The 20,160-nt window shown below is 37.1% G+C and carries 18 protein-coding genes; 10 read left to right on the forward strand and 8 right to left on the reverse strand.

The genetic code is table 11. From position 1 onward, the window contains the following. Window positions 1-101: 101 nt before the first annotated feature. Complete coding sequence (locus ESZ48_RS06970; RefSeq protein ID WP_129016621.1) at window positions 102-1,352, forward strand: ABC transporter permease; 1,251 nt, start codon at window positions 102-104, stop codon at window positions 1,350-1,352. A gap of 92 nt (window positions 1,353-1,444) precedes the next feature. Here the strand turns inward: ESZ48_RS06970 and ESZ48_RS06975 are convergent, their stop codons facing one another. Further along, a complete protein-coding gene (locus ESZ48_RS06975; RefSeq protein ID WP_129016622.1) occupies window positions 1,445-1,903 on the reverse strand; it encodes a GAF domain-containing protein in 459 nt (152 codons plus the stop codon). A gap of 90 nt (window positions 1,904-1,993) precedes the next feature. Between ESZ48_RS06975 and xrtF the strand changes: the two genes are divergently transcribed. The 5 genes from xrtF (at window position 1,994) to ESZ48_RS07000 (ending at window position 6,495) form a co-directional block, all read left to right on the forward strand. Then, window positions 1,994-2,545 carry an exosortase family protein XrtF gene (gene xrtF / locus ESZ48_RS06980; protein ID WP_129016623.1) on the forward strand — a complete coding sequence of 184 codons (552 nt, stop codon included), beginning with the start codon at window positions 1,994-1,996 and terminating at the stop codon, window positions 2,543-2,545. Next, window positions 2,538-2,975, forward strand: a complete 438-nt coding sequence (locus ESZ48_RS06985) for an exosortase F system-associated membrane protein (RefSeq protein ID WP_129016624.1) — start codon at window positions 2,538-2,540, stop codon at window positions 2,973-2,975. The genes xrtF and ESZ48_RS06985 overlap by 8 nt, the downstream gene beginning before the upstream one ends. Before the next feature lie 50 nt (window positions 2,976-3,025). Continuing rightward, window positions 3,026-3,436 (forward strand): HYC_CC_PP family protein, encoded by a 411-nt coding sequence (locus tag ESZ48_RS06990; RefSeq protein WP_223266384.1) that lies wholly within the window; start codon window positions 3,026-3,028, stop codon window positions 3,434-3,436. Between the two features lie 239 nt (window positions 3,437-3,675). After that, the gene (locus tag ESZ48_RS06995) at window positions 3,676-5,928 is read left to right on the forward strand and encodes a TonB-dependent receptor plug domain-containing protein (protein WP_129016625.1); all 2,253 of its coding nucleotides are present in this window, start codon (window positions 3,676-3,678) and stop codon (window positions 5,926-5,928) included. Between the two features lie 204 nt (window positions 5,929-6,132). Then, the gene (locus tag ESZ48_RS07000) at window positions 6,133-6,495 is read left to right on the forward strand and encodes a heavy-metal-associated domain-containing protein (protein WP_129016626.1); all 363 of its coding nucleotides are present in this window, start codon (window positions 6,133-6,135) and stop codon (window positions 6,493-6,495) included. A 649-nt stretch (window positions 6,496-7,144) separates the two neighbouring features. Here the strand turns inward: ESZ48_RS07000 and groL are convergent. The 7 genes from groL to miaB all read right to left on the reverse strand — a co-directional run bounded on the left by groL (window position 7,145) and on the right by miaB (window position 13,951). Beyond that, entirely contained in the window at window positions 7,145-8,773 is a 1,629-nt protein-coding gene (gene groL, locus ESZ48_RS07010) for a chaperonin GroEL (RefSeq protein WP_129016627.1), read from the reverse strand. A 102-nt stretch (window positions 8,774-8,875) separates the two neighbouring features. Further along, the gene (gene groES / locus ESZ48_RS07015; RefSeq protein ID WP_129016628.1) at window positions 8,876-9,151 is read right to left on the reverse strand and encodes a co-chaperone GroES; all 276 of its coding nucleotides are present in this window, start codon (window positions 9,149-9,151) and stop codon (window positions 8,876-8,878) included. A 173-nt stretch (window positions 9,152-9,324) separates the two neighbouring features. Next, a complete protein-coding gene (gene secG, locus ESZ48_RS07020) occupies window positions 9,325-9,675 on the reverse strand; it encodes a preprotein translocase subunit SecG (RefSeq protein WP_129016629.1) in 351 nt (116 codons plus the stop codon). Between the two features lie 3 nt (window positions 9,676-9,678). Continuing rightward, window positions 9,679-10,629 carry a tetratricopeptide repeat protein gene (locus ESZ48_RS07025; RefSeq protein ID WP_129016630.1) on the reverse strand — a complete coding sequence of 317 codons (951 nt, stop codon included), beginning with the start codon at window positions 10,627-10,629 and terminating at the stop codon, window positions 9,679-9,681. A gap of 9 nt (window positions 10,630-10,638) precedes the next feature. Next, window positions 10,639-11,145, reverse strand: a complete 507-nt coding sequence (gene lptE / locus ESZ48_RS07030; RefSeq protein WP_129016631.1) for an LPS assembly lipoprotein LptE — start codon at window positions 11,143-11,145, stop codon at window positions 10,639-10,641. A gap of 26 nt (window positions 11,146-11,171) precedes the next feature. Further along, window positions 11,172-12,437, reverse strand: a complete 1,266-nt coding sequence (locus tag ESZ48_RS07035) for a sigma-54 interaction domain-containing protein (RefSeq protein WP_129016632.1) — start codon at window positions 12,435-12,437, stop codon at window positions 11,172-11,174. Window positions 12,438-12,508: 71 nt separating this feature from the next. Beyond that, window positions 12,509-13,951, reverse strand: coding sequence for a tRNA (N6-isopentenyl adenosine(37)-C2)-methylthiotransferase MiaB (gene miaB, locus ESZ48_RS07040; protein WP_129016633.1), 1,443 nt, complete (start codon window positions 13,949-13,951; stop codon window positions 12,509-12,511). A gap of 164 nt (window positions 13,952-14,115) precedes the next feature. Between miaB and ESZ48_RS07045 the strand changes: the two genes are divergently transcribed. From ESZ48_RS07045 to ESZ48_RS07060, 4 genes are all read left to right on the forward strand, one after another. After that, window positions 14,116-14,898: a hypothetical protein gene (locus tag ESZ48_RS07045; protein WP_129016634.1), complete on the forward strand. Its 783-nt coding sequence runs from the start codon at window positions 14,116-14,118 to the stop codon at window positions 14,896-14,898. A gap of 48 nt (window positions 14,899-14,946) precedes the next feature. Beyond that, the gene (locus ESZ48_RS07050) at window positions 14,947-16,188 is read left to right on the forward strand and encodes an LVIVD repeat-containing protein (RefSeq protein ID WP_129016635.1); all 1,242 of its coding nucleotides are present in this window, start codon (window positions 14,947-14,949) and stop codon (window positions 16,186-16,188) included. 149 nt (window positions 16,189-16,337) lie between these two features. After that, entirely contained in the window at window positions 16,338-18,839 is a 2,502-nt protein-coding gene (gene topA / locus ESZ48_RS07055; RefSeq protein ID WP_129016636.1) for a type I DNA topoisomerase, read from the forward strand. 3 nt (window positions 18,840-18,842) lie between these two features. Next, window positions 18,843-20,009 (forward strand): formimidoylglutamase, encoded by a 1,167-nt coding sequence (locus ESZ48_RS07060; RefSeq protein ID WP_129016637.1) that lies wholly within the window; start codon window positions 18,843-18,845, stop codon window positions 20,007-20,009. Window positions 20,010-20,160 lie beyond the last annotated feature (151 nt).

Here is a 20,160-nt window from a genome sequence, read left to right on the forward strand (position 1 = left end):
TTGAGAACGGATATCTTTAACGTAATTATTTTTCAATTGAAAAAATATTTTTGCAGAAAAACACCTTATCTTTAAATCGTTTTAAAACATCAAAAAAATAGATGCTGCTTTACTTACGGTTATTTAAAGAGAGTTTTTCATTTGCCATTAACGCGCTTACCAATAATAAACTTCGCACGTTTTTATCCTTATTGGGGGTCACTATTGGCATTTTCTCCATTATTGCAGTTTTGGCGGCGGTGGATTCTTTAGACAGAAACATCCAAGATCAACTCTCAGGATTGGATAAAAACACCATGTATTTAACCAAGTTTTCCTTTGGGCCAACTGATGTTCCACGGTGGCAACGCGATAATTTTCCTCAAACGGAATACGGCGATTTCGATTTTATTAGACGAAATGTGCCAGACATTGCAGCTTCGGCCTATGTTATTTTTGGAAGTCCCCAAACGGTCAGATATGGCGCAGAAACCATATCTGGAGTTGATATCACTCCGGTATCCAATGAAATTTATGAGATTGAAAACATAAAAATTGAAGAGGGTCGCTTTTATACAGAATCAGAATCGATTAATGGCGCTCCTGTTATTGTTTTGGGGCATTCCATAGCTGAAAATTTATTTGGAAAATCAAACCCTATCGGAAAGCAAATTAGAGTCTACGGTCGGAGATTAACGGTCATCGGTGTCATAAAGAAAATGGGTGCGGGTATGGGCGGAAGCCCTGATGATAAAGGTTATGTGCCTGCCAACTTTGTCAGACGTTTTCAAACTGGTGGGGGGGACGGTATTCCTGGAGCAGTGATTATTAAACCAGAAAAAGGCGTCGATATGGGTGCCTTTGAAGGGATTTTAAAGCAACGATTTAGAGTTTATAGAGGCTTAAAAGCTGGAGAGCCGGATAACTTTTTTGTAAATAAAATGTCTGGTTTTACTGATGCCATTGACGGAATTATCGGAATGATGAATATTATGGGGTGGATCATCAGTGGCTTTTCTTTATTGGTTGGTGGTTTTGGGATTGCAAATATCATGTTTGTGAGCGTGAAGGAACGTACAAACCTAATTGGAATACAAAAGTCGCTAGGAGCCAAAAACCGATTTATTTTGTTTCAGTTTTTATTTGAAGCGGTCATTTTAGCGGTCATTGGTGGACTCGTTGGACTGTTTTTTGTATGGATTGGATCTTTGATCGCCTCGCAATTTACGGGCGATTTCGAGTTTGTCCTTTCCGCAGGAAATATGTTTTTAGGGTTTATTCTATCTACCATCATCGGATTGATTTCTGGCGTAATTCCTGCTATTTCTGCATCACGGTTGGATCCTGTTGAAGCGATTCGTACAGGAATGTAGGTGACAAAATGGAATAAATAAATAAATGCCAAATTCCAACAGATTATGCCTTATCTATTGGAATTTGGTATTTGGAGTTTTTAGATCGGTATTTATGATAGGACAGTAGCCACTTGAGCACATACAAACTCCAAAAAGCGTTCATCTGCTTCAGTAAACGGATCTATCGTATTTGAATCAATGTCAATCTGACCAATGTTTTTGCCATTCACAAAAATAGGAACTACAATTTCTGCCTTTACCGTAATGCTACAGGCAATATAATTATCCTGTGCAGAGACATCTGGAACGACAAAATTTTGATTGCTCACCGCCACTTGTCCGCAAATCCCTTTGCCAAAAGGAATAATCGTATGATCAGTTGGTGCACCAACATAAGGGCCTAGTTTTAATTCTTTCTTGTCACCGTTCGTAAAGTAAAATCCAACCCAGTTATAATAAGGGACGTTCGATTCAAGAACTTCACAGATGGATAGCAGACGTTCATCAACAGTTTTATTGGTATCAGAAACTATGGTAATTATTTGCGGTTTAAGTTGGTCTAAAGTCATTGTTCAAAAGTTTTGGTAAAAGTATTCAAAATGTGCCGCATCATTCGGCTTTTTATATATTTTTAACAACCTAAACAAAAACTTGAATTCTTGAAGGAATTGATCATAAAATATAAATCGGTCATTAAATTTATCTTGACATTTCTTGCGGTTTATGGCGTGTTGACTTTTGCGTATATGTTGTATTTAGATTATTCTGACGGTTCAGAGTATTATCCCGATTATTTCACCAATTTGGTGGCCAAACAAAGTGATGAGCTGTTACATGCTTTTGGTTATGATTCTCAAATAGAAAAACATCCTGACGAGCCTTCAATGAAGCTAATCATTAACGGTAAGTATTTGGCACGTGTGGTCGAAGGTTGTAATTCTATTAGCGTTATTATTTTATTTATCTCTTTTATTATCGCATTTGCAGGAAAGTTCAAAACTACATTTTTCTATATATTAGCAGGTAGCGTACTTATTTATGTGGTGAATCTCTTTAGAATTGTGATTTTATCGATAGGTTTATATCATTACCCATGGCGAAGGGAAGAGTTGCATACCGTGATCTTTCCGTTGATCATATATGGGATGGTCTTTTTGCTCTGGATGTTTTGGGTCAATAGGTTTTCAAATTTAACCGCGTCAGATGAGTAACGTTGTAAAAATGATCGGGCTTTTGGTGCTTTTCGGGTTGTTGATCCTGATACGCGCCTTTGAAAACGAATTGTTTTACGATCCTTATTTGACTTTTTTTAAGAATGATTACCTTTATATAGATAATCCGCGCCGTGAGGTTTTAAAACTCACCTTGTTTACAGCGCTCAGATATTTTCTCAATTCAGTATTTTCATTAGCAATCATTTATATTTTCTTTAAGGATAGGAGTGTGGTCAAATTTTCTGCGCTTATCTATACCGTTTCATTCTTTATTCTATTAGCATTCTTCTTGTATTTTGTGGTTAATCCAAAGCAAGAAGATTATTACATCTTTTTCAATATCAGACGGTTTCTAATTCAGCCATTGTTATTATTGTTATTGCTGCCTGCATTCTACTATCACCAATTGAAATCTAAAAAGAGTTAATGCTTTTCTAATTTGCTGAGATAAACACAATTTTTTGTAATTTCGCGACGATGAATAAAGAAAGTATCCATAAAACTTTTTCTATAGCAATGGCATTTTTGGTGCTGTTGTCGACTATTTCATTTACTATGGAAAAGCATTATTGTGGAGACACTTTGATTGATGTTGCAATTTTCTCTAAAGTTGATAGTTGTTGTGACATGGATGCTACGGCTATAACCGCCGTTGAAAAAAAATCGTGCTGTAAAGAGGAAATCGCAGTTGTCAAAGGTCAGGATAATCTCAAAAAAGCAACTTTTGACGACTTGTCCTTCGATCAACAAGTTTTTCTTACAACCCTATATTATTCTTATCTCAATCTTTTTGAAGGTTTGCCCGAGCAGGTCATTCCACATAAAGGTTATTCTCCACCCAATCTGGTCACCGATATACAGGTTTTAGACCAAGTTTTTATCATTTGATTCTTCAATTTTAAATCTAGTAATATGCGTTCTTATACGCACTATTCTATGAATTGTGATATCAAATATTTTAAAAATGACATTTTATCTTAGGCTTATTAACCTTTTATTTTTACGGCTACGTACTGCATTCTCAACTTCTGTGAACTTTCAGATTTGTTTCGGAGTGTCTTTTTACTGTGTTGATTTGTCCAAATAAAAAGGAGGCTTAAGATTAAAACAATACTATCAATTTCTAAATGAAAAACATACTTTATACCTTCATGTTCCTGCCAATACTTCTGTTCTCACAAGAAAGAATTGAAGGAATTATTGTTGAAATCACTGACCAGAAAAATACCATCCCGCTCCCAGGTGCCAATGTGTACTGGTTGGACTCTACTATTGGAGCGACGACAGATATAGATGGAAAATTCAGTATTCCTTACCAAAAACAATACACAAAATTGGTTATTAGTTACGTGGGCTATAAAACGGATACCTTAACCATTAGTTCTCCAAAATATATCAAACATGCACTAAAATCCACTAGCGAATTGGATGAAATTACCGTCACCTCTCGCAAGCAAGCCACTTCTAAATCCTATATGCAATCTGCTAACGTTTCTTTTGTGAGTAGTGATGAACTGCTGAAAGCAGCTTGTTGTAACCTTTCAGAGAGTTTTGAGACCAATCCGTCCATTGATGTTAATTTTGCAGATGCCGTGACTGGTACCCGACAGATAAAAATGCTGGGATTGACCAGTCCGTATATTTTGATAACGGCAGAAAACATTCCTACAATCCGTGGTGCATCTCAAGCTTATGGTTTGAGTTTTACGCCAGGGACTTGGGTGGAAAGCATCCAAATTACCAAAGGAGCTGGAAGTGTGGTCAATGGTTTTGAAAGTATTGCTGGGCAAATCAATACAGAACTCGTTAAACCTACAACAGATAATAAGCTCTTCGTCAACCTTTATGGTGCCAGTAGTGAGCGCATGGAAGCTAACGTGCACCTAAACACTAAAGTCAGTGAGAAATGGAGCACGGGTTTATATCTCCATGGAAATATGCACGATAAGAAACATGATGTTAATGACGATGGTTTTATGGATATGCCCATATATAAACAAATAAATTTTATGAATCGCTGGCAATATACAAATCCTGAAAAAGGTTTTGTAAGTTTTATCAACTTCAGCTATTTGGACGATTCAAAACAAACCGGACAGCTAAATTTTAATCCTGATACAGATAAGTTGACGACAAATGCCTGGGGAAGTGAAATCGATACCAGAAGATTTGATGTTTCTGTAAAATCAGGATATGTAAATCCTAATATTCCTTGGCAAAGCATTGGTTTTCAATCTGCTTTTAGCAGTCATAAACAGAATTCCTATTTTGGTTTGAACCCCTATGATATTTTACACAATAGTTTGTATCTCAACGGGATATATAATTCAATCATCAGTGATTCAAGACATAAAATAAAAACGGGCGTAAGTTATACCTATGATCATTACGACGAGTTGGTCATCACTGAAAATTTTGAACGTACCGAAAGTTCAGTTGGTGCTTTTTTTGAATACAATTTTGATAATCTTGAAGATTTGAATTTAACTGCGGGTGTTAGAGTTGACAGGCATAATGTGCTCGGAACCTTTGTCACGCCTAGAGTACATGCACGTTATACACCATGGGAAAAATCGGCATTAAGAGCTTCTTTTGGACGTGGTAAGCGTAGCGCTAGCATCTTTGCCGAAAACCAGAATATTTTTGCGACCTTAAGAACGATCTTAATTGATGGTTCTGCACCTTTGGGCAGCTTAAAAGGAGCCTATGGTCTTGATCCAGAAATTGCATGGAATTACGGTGTTTCATTTTTGCAGGGTTTTAATCTCTTTGGAAATAAGGCTGACATTATATTTGATTATTATAGAACTGATTTTCAGAATCAAATTGTGGTCGATTATGAAAATACGCAGGAATTGAATTTCTATAATCTTGAGGGCGAAAGTTATGCCAACAGTTTTCAGGTGGAATTGAATTATAACGTTTTTGAAGGATTTGATTTTAGAACGGCTTATAAATTCTATGATATCAAGACGCAATATCATTCAGGAAAGTTGGAAAAGCCATTAACACCTAAACACCGTGTTTTTGCAAACATGTCTTATGAAACAAAAAAGAATGAAAGTTTTTCGCATTGGAAATTTGATGTCACTTATAATTGGTTGGGTGAACAAAGATTTTCATCAACCGCAGCTAACCCTATTCAATACCAATTACCAGATTACACACCAACAGTTGGTACCTTGAACGCTCAAATTACCAAAGTGTTTTCTGAGAAATTTGAAGTATATCTAGGCGGAGAAAATATGACCAATGTGAGACAGAACAATCCAATTTTGGGAGCAGATGATCCGTTTGGAGCAAATTTTGATACCACATTTGTTTATGGCCCAATCTTTGGAAGTATGTATTATGCGGGGTTGCGGTTTAAAATTAAATAGCCAAGTTCCTGCGAAGGCAGGAACCTCGTGTATAAACTAAATAATTGAAAACCCAAGAACACGCCAATCACTTTTAAAAGTTATTCGTGTATTCGTGGCAAAAAAGAAAAACAAGAAACAAAATTTCAATTAACAGATTCCTTCCTTCGAAGGAATAGAAAACTAACAGATTCCTACCTTTGTGGGAATGCAAAACAAAAGATTATGAAAAAAATAGTATTAGCATTAGCATTATTGGTTGGAACCGTAACCTTTGCTCAGAATAAAAATGCCAAAGCCACCATTGAAGTGGACGGTGTATGTAATATGTGTAAAGAACGTATCGAAAAAGCGGCTATTAAAGCCAAAGGAGTAAAAGTTGCCAATTGGGACGTCAATACCCACGAATTAAAATTGATCTTTGATGAACGCAAAACCAGTTTGAAAGACATACAGCAAAGTATTGCTGAAGCCGGTCATGACACCAAAGAGATCAAAGCCACAGATGAGGCTTACCATAAATTACACACCTGTTGCTTGTATAGGGATGAGGCTGTAAGAGATGATCATAAGGACGATAAACAATGATTTACCCTTAAATAGCAGATATATTTTGGGTGCGAAAGTGCCATAAAAAAGCCAGATAGCAAACTATCTGGCTTTTGTCATTAGACCTTATAATTAAAATTGTTGTGCTCTCAAAATTGCTTTTATTAGGTGTTTTCTCATCAGAACTCTCCAGGTTTAAAAAGTGTAAACCTAAATCGATATAAAATTATCCTCGAGTACGCGTCATACTATCTGCCACTACAATAATATAATTGGCTATTTCAGATTTTTCTTCTTTGCTCATCTCATCTCATCTCATTCTGATTTCATAACCGTTGTAACGGATTTAATATTCACATCAGGTTTTATTTTGTTAATCCACCAAATGATACCTTGATTGTAATTGGAGTGATAAGAGCCTTGAAAATGAAATAAGAAATCTCCAGAACTAAAATGTTAAAGATAAAAATGCGCCATAGTGGCATCTTTGGAAGCTTGTAGATATGTCGACCTAGAATAAATGCATCTTAAACTACAGAATAAAAAATGGAGATCGTTTTATTTAGACCTTCTTAAGCGTAACTTTTGAAAAGAATCCGTTTTTTGTAAGGGCTTAATTCTGATAAAACAAAAACGCCTCAAAAATTTTGAGGCGTTTTTTAAAGAAATCTTTTTAAGGATTTGAATTTTACATCATTCCTGGCATTCCACCGCCACCCATTGGCATTGAATTACCTTCTTCTTTGACATCTACCAATGCACATTCTGTAGTAAGGATCATTCCAGCAACTGAAGCTGCATTTTCCAATGCGATACGTGTTACTTTCTTAGGATCAATAATTCCAGCTTTCAGCATGTCTACATAAGTTTCTGTTTTAGCATCAAAACCGAAGTCTTTCTTGCCTTCCATAACTTTTGCAACCACAACACTACCTTCGCCACCAGCGTTTTCAACAATGGTACGTAAAGGTGCTTCAATGGCACGCGCTACAATTTGAACACCTGTAGTTTCATCCAAGTTTGCGGTAGTCAGTTTCTCCAATACTGCTTTTGCTCTTACAAGGGCAACACCACCACCGGCTACAATACCTTCTTCAACAGCAGCTCTCGTTGCATGTAAAGCATCATCAACACGGTCTTTTTTCTCTTTCATTTCAACTTCACTTGCAGCACCTACATAAAGTACAGCAACACCGCCAGCTAATTTAGCCAAACGCTCTTGAAGTTTCTCTTTGTCATAATCAGACGTTGTCGTCTCAATTTGCGCTTTTATTTGGCTAACGCGAGCTTTAATATCTTCAGCTTTTCCTGAGCCATTTACAATGGTCGTATTATCTTTATCGATAGTAATGGTTTCTGCAGAACCTAACATGGTTAAGTCAGCATTTTCAAGAGAGAAACCTCTTTCTTCTGAAATCACCACACCACCAGTTAAGATAGCAATATCTTCTAACATTGCTTTACGTCTGTCACCAAAACCTGGAGCTTTAACGGCAGCAATTTTTAATCCACCACGTAATTTGTTTACTACTAAAGTAGCTAAGGCTTGACCCTCAACGTCTTCAGCAATAATCAATAATGGACGACCAGATTGTGCTACTGGCTCCAAAATTGGAAGGATCTCTTGAAGATTTGAAATCTTTTTATCAAATAATAAAACATAAGGATTTTCTAAATCGGCAATCATTTTGTCAGCATCCGTAACAAAATAAGGAGAGAGGTAACCTCTGTCAAACTGCATGCCTTCAACAACATCTACATAAGTTTCCAGTCCTTTAGCTTCTTCAACAGTGATGACGCCTTCTTTGCCAACTTTATTGAACGCTTTAGCTACCAATTCGCCAATAGTATCGTCGTTGTTAGCAGAAATAGAAGCTACTTGCTTGATCATTTCTGATGAATTGCCTACTTGCTTGGTTTGTTTTTCAAGATCTGCAACAATAGCGGCAACCGCTTTGTCAATACCACGTTTCAAATCCATAGGATTTGCACCTGCAGCAACGTTTCTCAATCCTTCTTTGACGATGGCTTGTGCCAAAACGGTAGCTGTTGTAGTACCATCACCTGCTAAATCATTGGTTCTAGAAGCAACTTCCTTTACCATTTGCGCACCCATGTTTTCGAGAGCGTCTTCTAATTCTATTTCTTTTGCAACGGTTACGCCATCCTTGGTCACTTGAGGTGCGCCAAAAGATTTGCCAATAATAACGTTACGTCCTTTAGGCCCTAAAGTTACTTTTACTGCGTTTGCCAATGCATCCACCCCACGTCTAATTCCGTCGCGAGCTTCAATATCAAATAATATGTGTTTTGCCATAATGAAAAATTTTATTTTGTCATTCCCACGAAGGTGGGAATCTTTGGATTTGTATAGATTAATGTTAATGAGATTTCCGCCTTCGCGGAAATGACTTAATTTTTAGATGATCGCAAGAACATCACTTTCACGCATGATCAAGTAATCTTTGCCTTCAAGTTTTAGTTCCGTTCCTGCATATTTTCCGTAAAGAACGGTTTCACCAACTTTTACAGTCATTGGATTTTTTTTGGTACCTGCACCAACGGCAACAACTTTACCTTTTTGAGGTTTTTCTTTCGCGTTGTCTGGAATAATAATTCCTGAAGCAGTTTTCGTTTCAGCTTCTACTGGTTCAATAAGAACACGGTCTGCCAATGGCTTAATGTTTAATCCCATAGTTGTATGTTTTTGTTTTAGTCATGCCGAAGCATGACGGGTTAATTGAATTTGTTTAATGAAATTAGATAGTTGCGAAAAATGTGCCACGGGTAGTTAACTGACAAAGTTTCAGTAACAAAAAAATGCCAACAAATTTTGTTGGCATTTTGATTATTTGAAATTGAACTGTTTTAGTTGTTCGTTGTGTCAAGTGGCGTAACCGCATTATCTGTAGCAGGTTTTGTTGGTGCAGGAATACTTGTTGCTGCATCAACGTCCAAAGCTTTAGATTCTGTTGTACCAGTAGCACCATCTATAGCAATATTTGATACTAAGATCAATGCCAATAGCACAGTTGCTAAAATCCAGGTGCTTTTATCTAAAAAGTCTGTTGTTTTTTTAACACCACCTAATTGTTGTGTGCCTCCGCCACCAAATGATGAAGACAATCCGCCTCCTTTTGGGTTTTGTACCATGATGACAACCACCAATAAGAAAGAAACGATGATGATAAGAACTAAAAATATTGTAAAAGTACTCATGTGCTATTTGGTATTATTTTCTTGTAATTGTTTTACCGCTTTTATTTGGTCTGCAAAGAAACCACTTTTTTCTGGATATTTCAAAATTAAAATTTTATAAGATTGAATTGCTTTCTCATAATTTTTCTGTTCTAAATAAATACGAGCCAAGGTCTCTGTCATCAGGCTGTCACTCTGAACTAACTTGGTTTGTGCCAGATTAATCGAAGGAGCAGCCTGTTTAATAGGAGAGATCTTTGGATTGGCAGTGATAAACTTGTCTATTAAATCAAAATTTCTTTCGAGTGCAGATTCTGGTTTTTGCTTCTTACTAGGCGCTTGGGATTGCGTTTCTGGTTTTGTGATTGTTTCTTCAGGCGTTCTTTCAATAGGCTTGAAACTGGTCATTTTTAACCACTGCGTAAATGAATGAGTTTCGCTTCTATCAAATTCTAAAGGTTTACCAATATTCAATTGCTCTTCAGGCGATGGTTGAATGTTCTGGACATCCACATCAATGATAGGAACTGTTGTTTCCAATTTAGGTACGGTCTGAAACGGTGTTTTTTGCTGAAATAATTCAGGATCCAATACGCCTTCACTGTCTTTAATATGTTGTTTTAGGGCGTCATCAATCAATACGCTTTTATTCACAGAAATATCATCGGCATCTTTAACTTCAATGCCTTTAAGGAGTTCTGTGTTTTGTTTGATCAGTTTTGAAATTTCGTTTTGGTTGAACTCCTCCGAAGTTATAAAATCAAATAAAACACTTCGGTCAGTTGTGTAGGCTGCAGTAATTCTAAGCTCTTGATTGTATTTAAAACTTTCCTTAGATTTTAAACCTTTTAAATGCAAGGCTCTTGCAGGCTGGAAATAAGGATAATGTGCAACAATCTCACCTACGGTTGTGGTTTGAGAAGCGGTCAATTGCTCCGGGTGGGTGAGAAGATATGTAAATTCCTGTTTGTTCACGTTATATAATTACCATTTGCCAAGCGTGGCATTTAAAATATCTTGTGTAATTCTTTCAAAAATCTCAGCGATCGCGGCGTCTTTTTGTGCGCCAACCAGTTGTGCTTGCCCTGGGTAATCATAAAAGAATGAAAACTGCTGATTCAAATCATCATCAGGATTATTTTTGTCGTAAAAACGCAGTCTTACACCAATGGTCAAACGGTTTTGGGCAGCGGTATTATCGGCGGTGGCTGTTGTTGGAGAAATACGGTATTCTGTTATTTCACCTTCATAAGTGATGTCTCCACCAGAAGTCACCAATTGTAAACTGGTTTGATTCTGAATTAAATCGGCCAATGAATTTGTAAAGGTGCGTTCTAACCCTGGTTCTATTAAGGGTGCATCATTTTGAAAATAATTAACCTGATAGGTTGTGGTTCCTGCGGGTAATGAGATTCCCGTAAATGAATAATATCCACAGCCAGAAAACAGGCCAATACTAAAAATGAGGACTAAAATTTTAAACTTTCTCACGTATGCTTTTGTTGAATAAAATTGGATTATAAATCGAATTGTTTGATTTTTCTATATAAGGTACGCTCGCTAATGCCAAGTTCAGCGGCTGCCAATTTACGTTTTCCTTGATGACGTTCCAATGACTTTTTAATCAATTCCAGCTCCTTGTCGTGTAAAGATAATGTTTCTTCCTCTTCAACTTCTTCGGCAAAATGATACTTATCATTTGATTCATCAATGGCATCTGATAGCTGACTCATTTTTTCAGGAATGGAAAGCACTTCCATATCCTCAATTGTGTCTTCGTAATCTTCTGCTTCTTCATCGCCATAAATCTTTTGAATCAAGCCCTCATTTTTCTTTTGCACCTCATGGGCATTCTCATTTTTCATAAGTTCCATAGTGAGTTTCTTCAAGTCGTTCAAATCACTCTTCATATCAAATAATACTTTGTAGAGAATTTCGCGCTCACTGCTGAAATCGCTCTCACTTTTTGAGGTTCTGATGACTGCAGGAAGATTGTCTCCTTGACTAGGCAAATATCCTTTTAAGGTTGCGGCACTAATGGTTCTGGTATGTTCTAAAACTGAAATTTGCTCAGCCGCATTGCGCAACTGCCTAATATTTCCATTCCATCTATGTTTCACTAGGACCTCTACGGCATCATCCGTTAATTTAATGGTTGGCATCTTATATTTAAGTGCAAAATCACTAGCGAATTTTCGAAACAATAAATGAATGTCCTCCTTTCGCTCACGTAAAGGAGGCAAATGGATGTCTATGGTACTCAATCTATAGTAAAGGTCTTCACGAAATTTTTCTTTTTTGATTGCTTCAAACATATTGACGTTGGTTGCAGCTACAATCCTGACATCTGTTTTTTGAACCTTACTGGAGCCTACTTTTATGAATTCGCCATTCTCTAATACCCGGAGTAAACGGACTTGCGTGGTCAATGGAAGTTCGCCTACTTCATCCAAAAAGATAGTACCGCCATCGGCCACTTCAAAATAGCCTTCACGGGTGTTTGTTGCTCCTGTAAAAGCACCTTTTTCATGACCAAAAAGCTCACTGTCTATGGTGCCTTCAGGTATCGCTCCACAGTTGACTGCAATGTACTTACCATGTTTACGATGTGATAATTGATGTATGATTTTAGGAATGCTCTCCTTACCAACGCCACTTTCTCCAGTGACCAACACTGAAATATCCGTTGGCGCAACCTGAATTGCTTTTTCTATGGATCGGTTGAGTTTTGGGTCATTCCCAATAATTCCAAAACGTTGTTTTATAGCTTGAATTGATTCCATTTGAAATTTAAGAGTTATGAATTAAGAAAGTGAAATTTTGTTGCATGGCTACATATGAAAGGCTCACCCTATTAGTTGGTCGCATAATCAATGGCTTCCCCAATCAATGTGGCACTGGTACAATCTGTAATAGTGACATTTACCAAATCGCCAATTTTATAATGTTCTTTGGGGAAAACGGCCACAACATTTTGTGAGGTCCTTCCGGACCATTCGTTATCAGATTTTTTTGACTCGCGTTCTATCAAAACTTCCACAGTGGTATTCAAATAAGCTTTGGTCCTGAATTCGCTATGTTGTCTTTGCAATTGCACAATATCATCCAAACGTCGTTTTTTGACCTCTTCCGGAACATCATCTTCCATTTTGCGTTCTGCTAAAGTGCCTGGACGTTCTGAATAGGTAAACATATATCCGAAATTATATTTTACATATTCCATTAAACTTAGGGTGTCCTGATGATCCTCCTCGGTTTCTGAAGGAAATCCTGATATCATATCTTGAGAAATTGAGCAGGTAGGAAGGATGCGTCTAATATTGTCGATGAGCTCAAAATATTCTTCACGGGTGTGCAATCGATTCATTTCCTTTAAAATCCGATTGCTGCCACTTTGAACTGGTAAATGAATATGGTCACAAATATTTTTATACTTCGCCATGGTTTCAATCACATCCAAGGTTAGATCTTGTGGGTTGGATGTTGAGAAGCGTATGCGCATTTTGGGTTGCGCTTTCGCACATAATTCCAATAAATTAGAAAAACTGACAGCTGTTGCTTTCTGAATGTCGCTAGCTTTTTCGAAATCTTTCTTCAATCCACCGCCATACCATAAATAGCTATCCACGTTTTGGCCCAACAAGGTGATTTCTTTATAACCTTTGCTCCAAAGATCATTGACTTCTTCTAAAATACTTTGTGGATCACGACTGCGTTCTCGTCCGCGGGTAAATGGCACCACACAAAATGTACACATATTATCGCACCCACGAGTGATGGAAACATACGCAGAAACACCATTGCTATTTAATCTTACCGGTGAAATATCACCATAGGTTTCATCTTTACTTAAAAGCACGTTGATGGCATCTCGGCCATCTTCAACTTCTGCCAATAAGTTGGGAAGGTCTTTATAGGCGTCAGGACCAACAACCAGATCCACAATTTTTTCTTCTTCAAGTAATTTGCTTTTCAGGCGTTCTGCCATACAACCTAAAACACCAACTTTCATTTTTGGATTGATACGCTTTACGGCATTGTATTTTTCCAGTCTTTTACGAACCGTCTGTTCAGCTTTGTCTCTAATAGAACAGGTGTTTACCAGAACCAGATCAGCATCTTCTAACTTTTGCGTTGTATTATAACCTTCCTTAAGCAGGATAGCGGCAACAATTTCACTGTCACTAAAATTCATGGCGCAGCCATAACTTTCAATGAAAAGTTTACGGGTATTCTCTTTTTTTTGTTCGAGTACAAGACTTTTTCCTTGCAGGCTTTCGTCAATTATTTTCTCCATGAGTATCTTGAAACGTCTGTTGTTGGGTTTTTGTCTATGTAAAAAGACAGCTGCAAAGATAAGATTATTTTAATGATTGTGACAAAGTGACAGTGTATAAAAATGTTTTGATTATGTTAAAAAATTATGGTTTCTTTGATTTTAATCAACTAAAGATTTAAGAAATGACAGCATCAGAATTTCAGTCGAAAGTAGCCAATGCAAAGGATTTGGATTTTGGAACTATTTTCAGCCAATCTATTGAACTGTTTAAAAAGAGTTGGCTTCAAGGTTTTTTGATGCAATTGTTTGTGTTTATTTTAATTTTGCCTTTTATGATCATATTATATGTGCCATTTGTTCTCATGGTCATGAATCAAGCAGAATCGGGATCTATGGATCCGAATGCCATGGACGGACTTTTTGCTGGATTTTCTATGATCTACATGCTTCTCTTTTTAGTTGGTGTTTTGGTTATCGCGGCCATTCAAATGGCACTTAATGCTGCTTTCTATAGAATTTTAAGAAGCTTGGATGAAGGTCGTGAAGTAAAAACTTCTGATTTGTTTTATTTCATGAAAGGCCAGTATTTTGGTAAAATTGTGTTGTTAATGCTGGTTGTTGTTTTAATAGCCATCCCTGCCGCTTTATTCTTCTACTTACCTTTGATTTATGTGATGGTGCCACTATCCTTCTTTTCGATAATTTTTGCATTTAATCCGGAATGGTCCATCGGCGACATCGTTAGTTCCGGCTTTAGATTGGGAAATAAAAAGTGGTTGTTGACTTTTGGCTTGTTTGTGATTTCCTATGCCGCAATCATGGTTTTAAGTTTTGTAACCTGCGGACTTGGAGGTTTGTTTTTAGCACCATTCATGTTTCATCCTATTTATTTTATTTATAAGGGCGCGATTGGATTTGATGATTTGAGTGAGTTAGATAGAATAGGTGAGAGAGAGTTCTTTTAACGCAACCTTTCTAAAGGTTTTGCATCTACTCTATAAAAACCATCAACTATGAAACAGCTACTTCTTGTTTTCGCCTTTGTTTGTCTTTGGTCATGTCAAGATGATGACAATGACTATGAAATGATCAATGTTGCCATTCCCGAGATGATGTCCAAAACTGAATTTAGAAATTCAGTCGAGATACAATCGGCAAAGCCAATAGTTGAAGCGGGTAAAATTTATGCCTATGACGATTATATCTTTATTTCTGATAAAGATATCGGGATCCATGTCATTGATAATTCAAATCCAAAAGCACCTCAAACCATTTCATATTTGAAAATTCCAGGTAATGAGGATATGTCCATCAAGAATAATTATCTCTACGCTGACAGTGCCACGGATTTACTTGTTTTTGATCTTTCAAATATTGCGAGCATTAAATTTATTGAACGCCTAGAAGATGTGTTTTCAGTTTATGATTACGGAATTCCCAATGAAGCTGAATATGTTGACTTCAATAATTATGACTTTGATAATAATATTGTGGTAGGCTGGAAAATTGTACAAGAACGCCGAGAAATTACTCGCAACAATGAATTGGTTTTTAATGATGCTGCTTTTTCAAATTCAAATTTAGCTTCCTCTGAAAGTTCCAATGTAGGAGTAGGAGGCTCATTGGCACGTTTTCAGATTGTTCAAGATTATTTATATACAGTGGGCTCATACAATATGTCAATTTTTAACATCTCTCAGTTGTCTACGCCCGTTTTGGAAACTGTACAACCTTCTGGATGGAACATAGAAACCATGTTTTATATAGACGGTTACCTTTATTTAGGTGGTACCAATGGTATGTATATCTACAGTATAGAAAATCCGGCTAGCCCGAGTTACGTGTCTCAATTTACCCATTGGGAAAGCTGTGACCCTGTTGTTGTAGATGGTAATTACGCTTATCTTACTTTACGAGGCGGAAATGCCTGCGGACAATTGGAGAGTGTACTTGAAGTGATCGATATTTCTGATAAATCAAAGCCAACCTTATCTGCCAGACATGCTATGGATAATCCGTATGGTTTAGGTTTTAAGAATAACAGCCTGTTTGTTTGTGATGGCACTTCAGGATTAAAAGTGTTTGATAAAACCAACCCGTTAGCAATGCAGATAATACAGACTTTCACTGATGTTCACGCTAAAGATGTCATTCCTTTAAATAATAGTTTATTAATGATTGGTAACGGCGTCATGTATCAATATCAATATACCGATAACGAATTGCAACTGTTGAGTACCTATTCATTAAAGTAGAAAGCATAGTTATATTTTAAAAAGCCTGAATCTTCAGGCTTTTTTTGTTCGTTTACTTCTCGTTTAACAGCAGATAAATAGGGTTAAATTTTTTTAAGTAGGTTGAATAATTATTTTTCATATACATTTGTAGCCACAAAAAAATTAATATGGCGAAGAACTTAGTAATTGTCGAGTCCCCTGCGAAGGCTAAAACTATTGAGAAATTTTTAGGAAAGGAGTTTAAGGTAGAGTCCAGTTTTGGACATATTGCCGATTTACCTTCAAATGAGCTGGGCGTTGATGTTGATGGCGATTTTAAACCGAGATATGAAGTTTCAAAAGATAAAAAAGCAGTTGTAAAAAAACTGAAGGATTTAGCAAAAGGCGCCGAGATGGTGTGGTTGGCTAGTGATGAGGATCGCGAGGGTGAAGCTATTGCTTGGCATTTGGCCGAAACCTTAAAACTGGATAAAGCAAAAACCAAACGGATTGTTTTTCACGAAATCACAAAAACGGCCATCCTTAAAGCTATTGAAAATCCACGTGATATTGATTATAATTTGGTAGATGCACAACAGGCACGCCGCGTATTGGATAGGATTGTAGGTTATGAGTTATCACCTGTATTATGGCGTAAAGTGAAGGGCGGGCTTTCTGCCGGTCGCGTACAGTCTGTTGCAGTGAGACTTATTGTAGAACGAGAAAGAGATATTCAAGAATTCAATCCGGAAGCCTCTTATAGAATTGATGCTGAATTTTCCAATGAAGAAGGGCAGAGCTTCAAAGCAAAGCTTCCTAAAAATTTTGCTACTAAGGAAGAAGCCTATAAATTTTTAGAATCTAATGCATCAGCAGCTTTCAAAGTAGCTGAATTAGATAAAAAACCAGCAAAAAAATCCCCAGCCGCACCATTTACAACCTCTACCTTACAACAAGAGGCGTCGCGTAAGCTCTATTTTTCGGTTTTAAAAACCATGACTATGGCGCAACGATTGTACGAAGCGGGTTTGATTACTTATATGAGAACGGATAGTGTCAATCTATCTGATGAGGCACGTAAAGGCGCTCAAGAAGAGATCAAGGAAGCTTTTGGGTCTAAGTATAGTAAACCACGTAATTACAAAGGAAAATCAAAAGGTGCACAAGAAGCGCATGAGGCCATTAGACCTACAGATTTCTCAGTACATACCGTAGATATAGATAGGGATCAGGCACGACTTTATGATTTGATTTGGAAACGTGCCATCGCCTCGCAAATGAGTGAAGCAGAATTGGAGCGTACCAACGTTAAAATAAGTGCTTCAACCCATAAGGAAATATTTAGTGCCAATGGAGAAGTCATCACTTTTGATGGTTTTTTGAAAGTTTATTTAGAGGGGACTGATGATGAAGATTCTGAACAGGATGGAATGTTGCCAGCAATGAAAACCAATGAAACCCTTCTCAACTCTTATATTACCGCTACTGAGCGTTACACAAGACCTCCTTATAGATATACTGAAGCGTCTTTGGTGAAGCAATTGGAGGAATTGGGCATTGGGCGTCCATCTACTTATGCGCCGACTATTTCAACCATTCAGAATAGAAATTATGTTGAAAAAGGTTCTGGAGATGGTGTCGAACGTAATTATATCCAATTGACCCTGAAGAGTGGGAAAGTAAAGGATAAAGAACTGACGGAGAAAGTCGGTGCGGATAAAGGAAGATTGGTACCCACCGATATTGGGATGATTGTTACTGACTTTTTGGTCAATCATTTTGAAAGCATCCTGGACTACAACTTTACTGCGAAAATGGAGGCCGATTTTGACGAAATTGCCGAAGGAAAGGAAGATTGGACTAAAATGATGAAGGATTTTTACAAAGACTTCCATCCGCAGGTTCAAGACGTGCAAGAAAATGCTGAGCGTGAATCTGGTGAACGTATCTTGGGCAAAGATCCTAAAACAGGTCGTCAGGTAAGTGTGCGTTTGGGTAAATTTGGTCCCATGGTACAAATAGGAACCGTTGACGATGAAGATAAACCCTTATTTGCAAGTTTGTCTCCTGACCAACAACTGAACAACATCACTTATGAAGAAGCTATGGATCTCTTCCAGCTTCCAAAAACTTTGGGTGAATATAAAGGAGAAACGGTTGAAGTAAACAATGGCCGCTATGGACCTTACGTTAAATATGGAGATAATTTTGTTTCACTTCCTAAAGGAATGGAAGCCTTGAATGTAGAACTTGATGTGGCGATTGACTTAATTAAGGAAAAAGAAAAAGCAGACGCTCCTATATATATGTATGATGATTTACCTGTACAGAAAGGTAAAGGACGTTTTGGACCATTTATTAAATGGAACGACATGTTTATTAACGTCAACAAAAAATACGATTGGGACAACTTGTCCGACGAGGATATCGTACAATTGATAGAAGATAAAATTCAAAAGGAAATAGACAAGGTTATCCATAATTGGGAAGATGAAGGTATTCGCGTAGAAAAAGCGCGTTGGGGCCGACATAACATCATTAAAGGTAAAACTAAAATAGAATTGGCAAAAACTGTTGATGTAACTAAATTAACCTTGGCAAGTGTACAGGCAATGATTGAAGCCAATGCACCTAAAAAGAAAGTTGCCAAAAAAGCGACCAAGAAAAAAACAACCACAAAAAAGAAGTAACGCATGACCTTTAATTTTTTGTCGCCAGTTTCTGATGAGATTTTAGCTCATAATGAGCTTTTGTCGCCACAAGCATTAGGTAAGAAACTGAAGATTCATTCCAATAAGAATGGAATTCCGGATCTAGACAATGTAAAGATCGCCATTATAGGTGTTCTTGAAAATAGAAACGATGTCAATTATATGGGATCTGACGTGCAGTTAGATACTATAAGGAAGGTCTTTTACGATTTGTTCCCAGGCAATTGGCATACCACTATGGCAGATTTGGGTGATATTCGTAAGGGCGATAGCGTTGAGGATACTTATTTTGCGCTCCGTACCACAATTTCCATACTGCTCGAAAAGAAGATCATTCCTGTTATATTGGGTGGAAGTCAAGATTTGACCTATCCTAATTATAGAGCCTACGATGGTATTTTGCCCATGGTCAATATTGTTAATGTAGATAGTAATTTTGATTTGGGAGATTCTGCCTTACCTATAAAGAACAATAGCTATTTGGGAAAGATCATTTTAGAACAACCTTATAATCTGTTCAACTATTCCACCGTTGGCTACCAGACTTATTTCAATTCGCAAGAGGAGATAGACCTGATGGAGAAACTCCATTTTGAAGCCTATCGTTTAGGAGAGGTGTCAAAGTCCATAAATCTTGTAGAACCGGTCATGAGAGATGCCCACATTGTGAGTGTCGATTTAAAGTCGGTAAAGGCTTCTGAACTATCTTCAAAACAAAAATATTCGCCAAACGGATTGGACGGAAAGGAAATATGCGCCATTGCAAGATATGCAGGTATCAGTAATAAGGTGTCATCTTTTGGAGTTTATGAATATCAACATTCAAAAGAAGATCATATTACTGCAATGCTTGTCGCCCAAATATTATGGTATTTTATTGAAGGGGTAAATTGTAGGGTTAACGAAGATCCGTTAAATGATGACATAAACTATCAGAAATTCAACGTGTTAATTGATGATGATGAGCTTATTTTTTACAAGAGCATCAAAACAGGTCGCTGGTGGATCGAAATTCCCTTTTTATCAGAACTCAATAATAAATTAAAAAAACATACGTTATTACCTTGCATGCATGAGGATTACAAAGAGGCTACACAAGGGAAAATACCTGAGAGATGGTACAAGGCCTACAGGAAGAATAGTTTTTAATAGGCTAAGTTACGAGGTGTTTCCTCGATGAAACGCATCCTTTTTAGGATGAAATGCAAAAAAAATGCAAAAAAAATTGTTTTTTAAAAAATATATAGATATGTTTACTCCCTCAAATATATCTAACTGAACATTAAAGACTAAATAATTT

The sequence above is a fragment of the Gelidibacter gilvus genome, assembly GCF_004115975.1.
Classification (GTDB): domain Bacteria; phylum Bacteroidota; class Bacteroidia; order Flavobacteriales; family Flavobacteriaceae; genus Gelidibacter; species Gelidibacter gilvus.